General features: G+C 72.1%; 12 protein-coding genes and 1 pseudogene. 4 read left to right on the top strand and 9 right to left on the bottom strand.

Annotated features, from left to right (window positions below):
- The 6 genes from QZ433_RS14975 to QZ433_RS15000 all read right to left on the bottom strand — a co-directional run.
- Positions 1-715, bottom strand: a 715-nt coding sequence (locus QZ433_RS14975) for a Cpe/LpqF family protein (RefSeq protein WP_295784987.1), incomplete at its 3' end; no start/stop codon positions are given.
- Between the two features lie 158 nt (positions 716-873).
- Complete coding sequence (locus tag QZ433_RS14980; protein ID WP_295784989.1) at positions 874-2,343, bottom strand: PepSY-associated TM helix domain-containing protein; 1,470 nt, start codon at positions 2,341-2,343, stop codon at positions 874-876.
- Entirely contained in the window at positions 2,340-3,563 is a 1,224-nt protein-coding gene (locus QZ433_RS14985) for a Dyp-type peroxidase (protein WP_295784991.1), read from the bottom strand. The genes QZ433_RS14980 and QZ433_RS14985 overlap by 4 nt, the downstream gene beginning before the upstream one ends.
- The gene (locus QZ433_RS14990; RefSeq protein WP_295784993.1) at positions 3,563-4,114 is read right to left on the bottom strand and encodes a copper chaperone PCu(A)C; all 552 of its coding nucleotides are present in this window, start codon (positions 4,112-4,114) and stop codon (positions 3,563-3,565) included. The genes QZ433_RS14985 and QZ433_RS14990 overlap by 1 nt, the downstream gene beginning before the upstream one ends.
- Before the next feature lie 10 nt (positions 4,115-4,124).
- Entirely contained in the window at positions 4,125-4,688 is a 564-nt protein-coding gene (locus tag QZ433_RS14995; RefSeq protein WP_295784995.1) for a copper resistance CopC family protein, read from the bottom strand.
- Between the two features lie 259 nt (positions 4,689-4,947).
- Positions 4,948-5,550: a hypothetical protein gene (locus QZ433_RS15000; RefSeq protein ID WP_295784997.1), complete on the bottom strand. Its 603-nt coding sequence runs from the start codon at positions 5,548-5,550 to the stop codon at positions 4,948-4,950.
- 121 nt (positions 5,551-5,671) lie between these two features.
- On the opposite strand from QZ433_RS15000, the gene QZ433_RS15005 reads away from it, so the two are divergent.
- Together QZ433_RS15005 and QZ433_RS15010 are read left to right on the top strand one after the other, a co-directional pair.
- Positions 5,672-6,676 carry a DUF1731 domain-containing protein gene (locus QZ433_RS15005; protein ID WP_295784999.1) on the top strand — a complete coding sequence of 335 codons (1,005 nt, stop codon included), beginning with the start codon at positions 5,672-5,674 and terminating at the stop codon, positions 6,674-6,676.
- 93 nt (positions 6,677-6,769) lie between these two features.
- Positions 6,770-7,042: a hypothetical protein gene (locus tag QZ433_RS15010; RefSeq protein WP_295785000.1), complete on the top strand. Its 273-nt coding sequence runs from the start codon at positions 6,770-6,772 to the stop codon at positions 7,040-7,042.
- Between the two features lie 4 nt (positions 7,043-7,046).
- Here the strand turns inward: QZ433_RS15010 and QZ433_RS15015 are convergent, their stop codons facing one another.
- The gene (locus QZ433_RS15015) at positions 7,047-7,976 is read right to left on the bottom strand and encodes an AraC family transcriptional regulator (protein WP_295785002.1); all 930 of its coding nucleotides are present in this window, start codon (positions 7,974-7,976) and stop codon (positions 7,047-7,049) included.
- Positions 7,977-8,064: 88 nt separating this feature from the next.
- Here QZ433_RS15015 and QZ433_RS15020 point away from each other — a divergent pair, with 88 nt between their 5' ends.
- Positions 8,065-8,529: a GNAT family N-acetyltransferase gene (locus tag QZ433_RS15020; protein ID WP_295785004.1), complete on the top strand. Its 465-nt coding sequence runs from the start codon at positions 8,065-8,067 to the stop codon at positions 8,527-8,529.
- Positions 8,530-8,732: 203 nt separating this feature from the next.
- Here the strand turns inward: QZ433_RS15020 and QZ433_RS15025 are convergent, their stop codons facing one another.
- Positions 8,733-9,626: an SDR family oxidoreductase gene (locus tag QZ433_RS15025; protein ID WP_295785006.1), complete on the bottom strand. Its 894-nt coding sequence runs from the start codon at positions 9,624-9,626 to the stop codon at positions 8,733-8,735.
- A gap of 210 nt (positions 9,627-9,836) precedes the next feature.
- Between QZ433_RS15025 and QZ433_RS15140 the strand changes: the two genes are divergently transcribed.
- Positions 9,837-9,971, top strand: a complete 135-nt coding sequence (locus QZ433_RS15140; RefSeq protein ID WP_366761955.1) for a Vmc-like lipoprotein signal peptide domain-containing protein — start codon at positions 9,837-9,839, stop codon at positions 9,969-9,971.
- Here QZ433_RS15140 and QZ433_RS15030 read toward each other — a convergent pair.
- A pseudogene (locus QZ433_RS15030) lies at positions 9,959-10,837 on the bottom strand (glycoside hydrolase family 15 protein); the annotation flags it as partial. The gene QZ433_RS15140 and the pseudogene QZ433_RS15030 sit on opposite strands and share 13 nt — an antisense overlap.
- Positions 10,838-10,917 lie beyond the last annotated feature (80 nt).

A 10,917-nucleotide genomic window follows, 5' to 3' on the forward strand; every position in this document is an offset into this window, starting at 1 on the left:
CCGACACCTCGGTGCCGGGGGGAGCGTCCTGCAGCTCACCTGAGGGGAGGCTGCGGTCGGCGTCGTCGAGCACGAGCGTGTCGTCCCACGACAGTTCGCCGGATGCCACGGCATCCGCCACCGCCAGGAGCACGTACAGCTTGAACACCGATGCCAGGGGCGCGGAGCGGTCGGCGTCGATCGACACGACCGTCTCGTCGCCGCGCTGCACGAGCGCGCTCACCTGGCCGGGCAGCTCGCGCAACCGCTGCTCCACCTCGTCGAGCGAGGTCGAGGGCTCCCATGCGGGGGCCACCGGACCGAGCAGCATCGTGGTGACCCGCCCGGCGGAGTCGATCGCGAGCGTGAGGTCGAACGGGTCGCCGAGGGCACCGGCGAGCGTGGCACGGGCCTGCGTCTCGGTCCCGGTGTAGGCGGTCACGGTGAAGGGCGCCGCCGGACGGATCTGCCGGTTCACCATCTCGGCGACCTGCTCGGCCGGCACCTGCTTCTGGAAGTTCTCGTCCAGCACGCGGGCCCACGCGCCGGGGGTGGTGTCGTCCTCGGCCTCGAACACGTCGATGATCCACGTCATGCGCTCCCCCACCGGGGTGGCGGGGATGTCGACGGATGCCGCGGGACTCCCGCTCGGAGCGGGTTTCGCGCTCGTGCACGCGGTGAGGGCGGCGACGGCGACGAGCGAGACGAGGGCGGTGAGGCGACGGGCGAGAGTCACGGGGGTCCTTCCGGCGGGTCCTCCCACGCTACGAGCACGCGGCGTCGCCCGCCTCCGTCTCACGGCGGAGGTGCGGGGAGCGGCCACGGCGCAGACAGAGGCGGCACCCCGCGGACGACCGCCGGCGAGGCGCGTCCGCGGAATGCCGCCTCGGATTCTTAGCGCGACGCGGCTCCGCGTGCCGCCGCGGCCACGGCGCGGCGGGCGCGCCAGCCGAGCAGCACGTCGATCACCACGAACGCCGCGAGGGTGTAGCCCACGAGCGGCAGGAACAGCCCGATCGCGATCGCGACGGCGAGGACCGCCGCGATCCCCCACCACGGCGCGCGACCGAGCACCCCGCGCGCGGGGGCGGTGGCGAGGCCGCGGGTCGGTCGCCGCTTCCACCACATCGCGTATCCCAGCACCACCAGGGCCGCGATGCCGAGCGCGAGCGCGAACAGCACGAGCTGGTTCGCGAGGCCGAACATCGTCCCCATGTGCAGGTCGATCCCCCAGCGCGACAGCTTCGCCAGCAGCGGGAAGTCGGCGAAGTCGATCCGGTCGGTCACCTGCATGCTCGATCCGTCGATCGCGACGGCATCCACTTCGGTCGGGAAGCTGCGGTGGATCTCCTGCACCACCCACGCCTTCCCCGCGGCGGCCGGGGGTTTGATCTCGACGTCTCCGCTGTTGACGTTGATGCGCTGCGCGATCGCGAGGACCGCGTCGAAGGTCGCGGGGTTGGCCGCACCCGTCGGCGACGAGGCCGCGCCGCCGTGTCCGGCATGCCCGGCGTGCTCACCGCCCGCGGCCGCCGCGCCGTCGAGCGAGGTCGTCAGCGCGGGAGTGCCCTCTCCGACGGCGGCGCGCAGGTCGGACACATGGGCTCCCGCGAACGTCGACCAGGTGATGCCGGTCGCCGAGAGGAACACCGCGCCCAGCACGACCCAGATCCCCACCGAGGTGTGCCACCCCGACAACCGCCGGTACCCGGTGTGGCGCGGGTTGGGGCGCAGCAGGTCGCGGCGTCCCCGGCGCGAGCGCACGAAGCGTCCGAGCCACAGCCCGAGCCCCGCGAGGGCGACGATCCCGAGCCAGGATGCCGCGAGCTCGCTGTACCAGCGCCACACATCGCCCACGTGCAGCGACCGGTGCAGGTCGCTGATCCAGTGCCGCAGGGGCAGGGCGCCGCTCGTGCCGTAGGCGGGGAGGTCGCCGCGGATCTCGGTCGTGGCCGGATCGACGAAGATCGCCCGCGTGGTGCTCTCGGGCAGTGTCTCGTCGGCGAACATGACGCGCGTGGTCGCCCCGGCCTCGGGGGCGGGGCGCACGGCGACGGGCGTCGATCCGTCGCCGAGATACGCCTCGGCCGCTTCGATCTGCGCGGCCAACGGCACCCCGGCGGCATCCGAGGCCGCGGTCAGCTCGTGCGCGTAGACGACCTTCTCGAGCGTCGGGGTGACGGCGTACAGCGCTCCGCTCACCGCCGCGACGAGGATGAACGGTCCCACGAGGAGACCTGCGAAGAAGTGCAGGCGTCGCAGCAGCGGGGTGAACCACCCGCCGCGGCCGGGACGCGAGGCCGCACCCGGGCGGGGAGCCGGTGCCTCCGCGGCGGGCTCGGCGGGTTCGATGGTCGTGGTCACGACAGGATCCCCTCTCCGATGAAGCCGCCCTCGCGGCATCCCGGGGGCACCGCGAACACCGCCGATCCGATGGGGGTCGTCCACTCGTTGAGGAGATCGAGCTCGTCGAGTCTGCGTTGGATGGGCACGAACTGCCTTTCGATGTCTGCTTGGAACGACACGAACAGCAGGCCCGCGTCGCTGACCGCGCCGGCGGGCGGCGTCTGGTCGTAGTTGTAGCCGCGGCGGAAGATCCGCTGCGTGGGGTCATCCGGACGCGAGCGCCGCAGGTGCGAGAACTCGGCGATGACGGGGAAGCCGATGGCATCCGTCGCGTCGAAGTCGGGTTCGTCGAACTCGTCGGTGCCGGTGAGAGGGGCGCCCGAGGACTGGAACCTCCCGACCGCCTGATCGCGGCCGGGGCGGTCGAGGTGGTCCCACTTGTCGAGGTCCATCGCGATACGCCGCACCACCATCCCGGTTCCCCCGGCGAGCCATCCCTCCCGCGCCCAGACGATGTCGTCGAAGGCGGTGGTCCCGGGCACCGGGTTGGCGGTGCCGTCGACCTGGCCGAAGAGGTTGCGCATCGTCGTCCCGGGGCGCTCGGTACCGTGCGCTCGACGGAAGCCCTGCTGCACCCACCGCACGGCGGCGAACGCCCGCGCGTCCTTGAGCAGCATGCGCGCCGCGTGCGCGACGGTCACGGGGTCGTCGGCCGCGACCTGCAGCAGCAGGTCGCCGTCGCCGTACTCCGGCCGGAGGCGGTCGATCCCGAACGCCGGGAGAGGCTGCAGCCACGCCGGCGCCGATGCCCCGGCGCGCGCCACGAAGGCCGGGCCGAATCCGAACGTCACCGTCAGTCGCGCGGGGGCGACGGCCAGCTCGGGTTCGGTGTCGGCCAGAGCGCCGCGCCCCTGGGTCAGCCGGGCGGCGTCATCGGTGAGGGTGCGCATGAGGCGACGCATCCCGTCGCGGTCGACCTCCGCGAGAAGGTCCAACGCGATGAGCGAGACGTGCGCCTGGGCGTCGGTGTCGACGCCCGCCTGATGCGTCCCGTAGAACGGCACGGTCGTCTCGCCGTTGAGCGGCGTCGACGCCCCGGGGTCCTGCGCACGGGCGGACACGGCCGCGTCGATCCCGATCGCCGCCACCGCCCCGACGCCCGCGACCGCCCCGCCGAGCAGGAAGGTGCGCCTGGTCGCACCTGCGCTTTCGGCGGGGCGTCTGTCTCGGCGGGCCATCAGTGACCCATGTCCATGTCGCCCATGTCGCCGCCCTCGTAGTTCTCGTTCGCGCCCGAGAACTCCTTCACGGGGGCGGTGATCTCGGCGGTGGAGTCGTCGGCGAAGGTGAGGGTGATGGTGGTCTCCGCGCCCGCGCGCAGCGCGCTCGTGACGTCCATGAACATCAGGTGGTTCCCGCCGGGAGCGAGCTCCAGGCTGCCGTGCGCGGGGATGACGAAGCCGCCCTCGATCTCGCGCATGACCATCTGGCCGGACTCGTTCTGCATCGTCTCGTGCAGCTGCATCGACGAGGTCGCCTCATCGGTCGCCGACACGACGGTCAGGTCGCTGTCGCCGTCGTTGCGGAGGGTGCCGAAGCCGGCGGTCATCCCCGCGTCGGCGGCCTTGACCCAGACATCGGATGCCGAGAACGAGGCGGCCTGCGGCGCCGAAGCCTGGGGCGAAGCGCCGTTCGCGCAGCCGGCGAGGCCGAGAACGGCGACCACCGAGACGGCGGTGGCGAGGGAGGTGGTGCGAAGAGCGCCGAGGAGCGTGGTGCGAACAGTCATGACAAGCCTTTCAGGAGTGCGCGTCGCGCCCGGCGCGACGGCTGAGGAAGAAGAAGACGACGAAGACGACGAGAGCTGCGCCCGCCCCGATGGCGGCGACGCCGACGATGCGGGGGATGCCCGCGCCGTCGTCGCGCGCCTCGCTCGCGGTCCCGCTCGAGGCGGCGGGAACGGGATCGACCGCGACCCGCTCGAGGGGAGCCGCGTCGCCGACGGTGAAGGGGATGACCCCCGAGATCGGGTGCCCGTCGCTCGAGACGACGCGCCAGCGCACCTCGTATCCCGCGTCGGGCATGCCGCCCTTCAGCAGCACGGTGACCGCGCCCGCGCGGATCTGCGGATCGGTCGCCACCCAGTCGGTGCCGTCGCCGTCGGCGACGACCACCTCGGCGCCCATCTGAAGCACGTCGGCCGAGAAGCTCAAGGAGATCTCATCGGGAGCGGAGGGCAGCCTCTCACCCTCGGTCGGTGAACTGGACAGGAGTTGATCGTGGGCGGATGCCGGGATTACTGACGTCAGGACGACGACGGCAGCCACGGCCAGCCCGGCCGCGAAAGCGCGCAGGCGGAACATGGGTGTGCGATCTCTTTCCGAGCGCGTGGACGCGCTCGTCACTCACCGCTCGCGCGCATCGCACGCGGCAGCGGTGCCGCCGCACCGACGGCAGCAGGCAGCGGCCCGTGTGCGACACGGGTGGATGCCGAGCCGTCGGCGAGACGGGCGGGGGTACGGAAAGCGTCTCGTCGACGCCGGGAGGCCGCTCTCGCCCGCGCGGACGGCGCGGTCGATCACGGTCGGCCGATGCGCGCGGGAACGCGCGGAGGGGCCGGACTCAGGCCGCGACGAGGGGCGGGCCGCGCCGCCGCGCGGCGAGGAGGACGAGCGTGGAGGTCGGACGCACGGCGGCGACGACATCGGCGAAGACGCGACGCACGGGGACGGGCGCGAGAGGCCCGAGCGCCAGGCGTACGCGGGCGCGCAGCCACGCGACGCTGCGCTGGGCGAGCAAACGCAGACGGGAGAGGGTGCGCTCGCCACGATGCAGCGCCAGGGTCGTCAGGGCGACGGCGACGGCGTGCCCGAGCCACATCGGCGCATCGGCGCTCACCACGACGGTCGTGCCCGCATCGGCGAGAGCGGGGCTCGCGCCGTGATGCTGATGGCCCGCGGCGGCGAGGTCGTACCCGCCCAGGACGAACAGGGTGTGGAACAGAACCTGACTGAGCGCGACCGCCACGGCCGTGCGCACGAGCGACAGCCGCCGTCCCGAGACCGCGGTGCAGGCCGCGAACGACAGGGCGAGCGGGACGATGATCCCGAGCGGCCCCGGCATGGCGCCCCCGGCGGTGACGTGAGTCAGCAGCGCGACGAAGGTCGCGACGCAGGCGGCGGCTCCGCCGCGCAGAGCGCGCGTCGCCCGGGCCTGTCGTCGCATGGCATCCATTGTGTCAGTCCCGGCCTCTCTCCCCCGCTCGACCGGTCGGTGTCGAAGCATCGCGCGCCGTCCCGCACCGTCGACCCCCTACGGTGGGGGGGACCGACCCCAGGAGGATGCCGTGCCCCGACCCCGAGTCGTCATCGCCGGCGCGAGCGGCTTCGTCGGCCGCGCTGTCGCCCGTGCGTTCGAGGACGACGGTTTCGACGTGTTCACCGTGGGCCGCTCCGGATCGGCCGTCTGGGGCGACGATGCCGCGATCGCCCGGCTGGTGGACGGCGCCGAGGTGCTGATGAACCTCGCCGGCAAGATCGTGTCGTGCCGGTACACCGACGCGAATCGCGACGAGATCCTGCGCTCGCGGGTCGACACCACGCGGGCCCTGCACGCCGCGGTCACCACCGCCGCACACCCGCCGCGCGTATGGATGAACGCCTCCACCGCCACGATCTACCGGCATGAGACCAGGCGCGGCAACGACGAGGTGCACGGTGTGATCGGCGAGGGGTTCTCGGTCGATGTCGCGACGAGCTGGGAGCGGGCGTTCTTCGCGGGCGACCTCCCCGCCACGCGCCGCGTCGCGCTGCGCATGGCCATCGTGCTGGGCGACGGACCGGCGACGCGGATGCTGCTGGCGCTCGGCCGGCTGGGCCTGGGCGGCCCGCAGATCGACAGCTGGTGGTTCCCGCACCGCCGGTACCGCGGCATCGGCGCGCGCCCGACCGGGCCGGTGCGTTCGTCCTGGCACCGCACGCGGGGACACCAGCGCTTCAGCTGGATCCACATCGACGACGTCGTGGCATCCGTCCGCTTCCTGCGGGACCGTGACGACCTCGCGGGTCCCGTCAACCTGTCGGCCCCCGGCGTCAGCGACAACCGCACGCTCATGCGCGAGGTGCGGCGGGTCTCGCGGATGCCGTTCGGCCTGCCGGCGTACCGCTGGATGCTCGACCCGGCGATGGCGCTGCTGCGCAACGAACCCGAGCTCGTTCTCAAGAGCCGATGGGCCGTCCCGCGCGCGCTGACCGAGGCGGGCTTCGTCTTCGGCCATCCCGAGCTGGGTCCCGCTCTCGACGCCGTCGCGGCGGTCCGCCGGCCCCGCGCACGCGACATCTTCTCGGCGTGAACGAGGCCCCGCGCACGGCCACCCTGTCAAGAGTGCTGCGGGTGCGGCATCCGGGGGTCTAACGTCGGATCACCACGAACTCAGGAGGCGGCCATGGCCGAGCGCGACCACGATGAGCAGGCCAAGGGACACGGCACCGGGCCCGACGAGGGGCAGTACACCGATGTGCAGTTGCCCGACGGCACGTCCGACCGCGGCAGCGCCGACCTGCCCGGCGAGTACGTCGACCGGCAGAACGCCGACGGCAGCGAGGACCGTCCCCGCACCGACGAGGCGGGGGCCTACACCGACGTCGAGCTTCCGGGCGGCGACGAATCCCGCGAGGATCTCGAGAACCCCGGCGAGTACACCGACCGCGACCGCTGAGGCGTCAGCGCGCCAACGTCGTCCGCGGGTGCACACCGTACTCCTCGCGGTACGCCGCGACGAACGCGCCGATGTCGATGAACCCCCATCGCGCGGCCACCGCGGCGACCGTGGTGACGGTCGGGTCGGCGCCGACGAGATCGGCGTGCGCCGCGCTCACACGTGCCAGCCCGAGATACTCCTCGGGGCTCACAGCCAGATGACCGTTCGCGGCGAACGCGCGACGCAGACCCCGCGCGCTGGTACCGACCGCGCGCGCGGCGTCGTCGACGGTCACGGGCAACGAGGCGTGGTCGTCGATCCACGACGTCGCGTCGGCATAGATCGCCGCCTGCTCCAGGGCCGATGCCCGTCGCTCGCGAGGATCGCCGACGAGGGGGAAGGCTTCGAGCGTCGCGGCGACGAGGGCTCGCCGCACGTGCGCACGCACGAGCGGCTCCGACAGCAACGGCAGCTGCGTGAACGACCACCGCACCGTCTGCACCCAGTAATCCCGCAGGCGTCGGCTCACCGGGGCGATGCCGTCGAAGCGGACGTCGAGCTCGTCGTCTCCGTAGATCGTGCGGGCCGCCTCGGCGAACCAGTCGGCGTCGAACGCGATCAGGTGCACATCGGTGACGTCGGGACGACCGACGAACTGCTGGCCGGGCTGCACGATCCCCGGGTCGACGCTGAAGTCACCCTCGCTCGTGCCGACGCGCCAGCGGAGCCCGGCCGCCGAGGTGGCGAAGAAGAAGCGGTCGCAGTCGTAGACCACCTCGGCGCGGCAATCCCATTCCAGGTGCCGCAGGGCGAAGGTCTCGTCGCCGCTTGCCCGCTCGGCGATGGACGCGCGCTCGGCCAGCACGTCGACCTGGCCGTACTCGGCGTGCAGCCACGCGAGCGTCTCGGTCATGTCGCCGGTGCGGACGCGCGCGTCGAAGAAATCGTTCATGGCAGAGTGCACCGTCCCGCCGAGGAGCGAGGCGCGCAGGTGCTCATGATAACCGCCCCCGATCAGAAGACCGCCCGAGGAGAATCACATGGCCGACTCGTCCGACATCCGCCCCATCACCCCCGATGACGCCGGTGAGGTGCTCACCATCCAGCGCGCCGCTTTCGCCAGCGAGGCGTTGATCTACGGCGACCCCGACATGCCGCCCCTCACGCAGACGCTCGAGGAGCTCCACGCCGAGCTCGTCGACAACCTCGGGTGCGTGGCCGTCGCGGACGGCCGGATCGTGGGCGCCGTGCGCGCCCGCCTCGACGGCGACCTGCTGCTGATCGGCCGGCTCGCCATCGCCCCCGACCAGCAGGGCGAGGGGTGGGGCACGCACCTGCTGACCGCGGTCGAGCAGCGCGGTCGCGACGCGGGCGCCACCCAGGCCGAACTGTTCACCGGAGCGCTCAGCGAAGCCAACCAGCGCCTGTACGAGCGCGAGGGTTATCACCGTAGCGAGACCACCGACGACGGCGAGGTCTTCTACCGCAAGCCGCTGGAGGACTGACGCGCCCCGTCCCGCCCCGGCGACGGAGCCCCCGGTGCCGGAGCCGCCGGTCCCTGAGCCCGCCGGTCCCGGAGCCCGCCGGTCCCTGAGCCCGTCGGTCCCTGAGCCCGTCGAAGGGACCGGCCCCTGAGCCCGTCGACGGCCCCCCACGCGAAAGGGGCCGCCGTCCGACCCCGGACGACGGCCTCTCTTTGCGCGAACGCTTACGGCGTCGGCATCCCGCCGTTGACGTTCAGCGTCTCACCGATGACGTAGCTCGACTCCGCCGACGCGAGGTACACATAGGCGGGCGCGAGTTCGGCCGGCTGGCCCATGCGTCCCAGCGGGGTCTCCTCGCCGAACTCGTCGACCTTCTCGTCGGGCTGACCGTCGGTGACCTGCAGGGGCGTCCAGATCGGGCCGGGAGCGACCGCGTTCACGCGGATGCCCTTCGGCGCGAGCTGCTGACCGAGGGCCTTGGTGAAGGTGTTGATGGTGGCCTTCGTCGAGGCGTAGTCGACCAGGATCGGCGCGGGCGAGTACGCCTGGATCGAGGTGGTGTTGATGATGGTCGAACCGGGCGCCAGATGCGGCACGGCCTCTTTGCAGATCCAGAACATCGCGTAGACGTTGGTCTTGAACGTGTCGTCGAACTGCTCGTCCGAGAGCGTCGTGATGTCCTCGTTGAAGAGCTGCTTCCCGCCGTTGTTGACGACGATGTCGAGGCCGCCGAGGCCCTCGACCGCCTCTTTCACCAGGGTGCGCGCGTAGTCGCGCTCGCGCAGATCGCCGGGGATCTGGACGACGGTGGCGCCGGCGTCGCGCAGGATACCGGCGATGCGGTCGGCATCCACCTTCTCTTCGGGCAGGTACGACATCGCGACCGAGGCGCCCTCGCGGGCGAAGGCGATCGCGGTGGCCGCGCCGATGCCGCTGTCGGCTCCCGTGATCAGGGCCTTGCGCCCCTTCAGTCGGTCGCTGCCGACGTAGGTGTCCTCGCCCAGCGCGGCCTTCGGGGTGAGTTCGGCGTCGAGGCCGGGCTCCTTCGCCTCCTGGGACCGCGGATCGATGTCGGCGTACAGCTTCGAGGGATCGGTGAACGTGTACTGCGAAGTCATGGCGAGTCCTTTCGGGGGGATGCCGGAACGAGACCGTCCCGACGGGTGCGGGGAACGCCGGGGCAGCGATCCCCGAGATCGGCGTCGTCGACCAGGTCGCGGATGACGAGGGCGGCGTTGATGAGGGCCAGGTGGCTCAGCGCCTGCGGCAGGTTGCCCCAAAAGGCGCCGTCCGACTCGGCGATCATCTCGGAGTAGACGCCGACGTCGTTGCCCTGGGCGACCAGCGCGTCCATCGCCTCGATCGCCTCGGCGTGTCGTCCGACGCAGGCCAGCGCCGTGGCCCGCCAGAAGGCGCAGGCGACGAAGGTCTGCTCCTCCTGGTCCATGCCCGTGTACCGGTAGACCAGGTGGGTGTCGGTGGTGAGGCGTTCGGTGATGGCGTCGAGGGTCTTCGACATCCGCTCGCCGCGGTCGAACCCGGTGGGGGCGTGCAGCAGCACCGACGCGTCGAGGTCGTCAGTGCCGGGGGCGAGGGTGTACGCCTGCAGCGCGTCCGACCAGCAGCGCTCCTCGACCCAGCGGTGGATGCGGTCGCGTTCGGCACGCCAGCGGTCGCCGTTGTCGGGGATGTGGCCGCCGGCGGCGAGCCACTGCGCGTCGTCGAGGGCTTTCCAGCAGCCCATCTTCGACGAGGTGTAGTGGCGCAGTTCGGGCAGCTCCCACATGCCGGAGTCCCTGCGGCGCCACAGGTCGCACGTGCGGTCGGCCACATCGGCGAGCAGTCGACCCGTCTGGGTGTCGAGGCGGTTGCCGGCCTCGACGTACGTGCGGCACAGGGCGATGAGGTCGCCGTAGACGCCGAGCTGCAACTGCCCCTGCGCGGGGTTGCCGGTGACGACGGGCTTGTTGCCGTTCCAGCCGGGCACCTCGTGCTTCTCGAGGCCGATCTCGGCGTCGCCGTCGAGGGTGTACATGACCTGCACTTCGGGGCCGTTCTTACGGATCGTCCGCAGCAGCCACGAGATCGCGGCGTGCGTCTCTTCGCGCAGCCCGAAACCGACCCAGGCGTGGGCCGTGTAGGCGAGATCGCGCACCCAGGCGTAGCGGTAGTCCCAGTTCTTGCCGCCGCGCGGGTTCTCGGGAAGAGAGGTGGTCGCCGCGGCCGCGATGGCACCCGTCGGGCTGAACAGCAGGAGTTTGAGGGCGAGGGCGCTGCGCTGAACGTCGTCGGCCCAGGGTCCCTCGTACGAGAACTCGTCGGACCACATCGTCCAACCGCCGATGGTGCGGTCGATGCCGCGGTCGACGTTCTTGGCGTCGGGGATGCGCAGGGGCTCGCCCTCGGTGG

The sequence above is a fragment of the uncultured Microbacterium sp. genome, from assembly GCF_913776565.1.
In the GTDB taxonomy this organism is placed as follows: Bacteria; Actinomycetota; Actinomycetes; order Actinomycetales; family Microbacteriaceae; genus Microbacterium.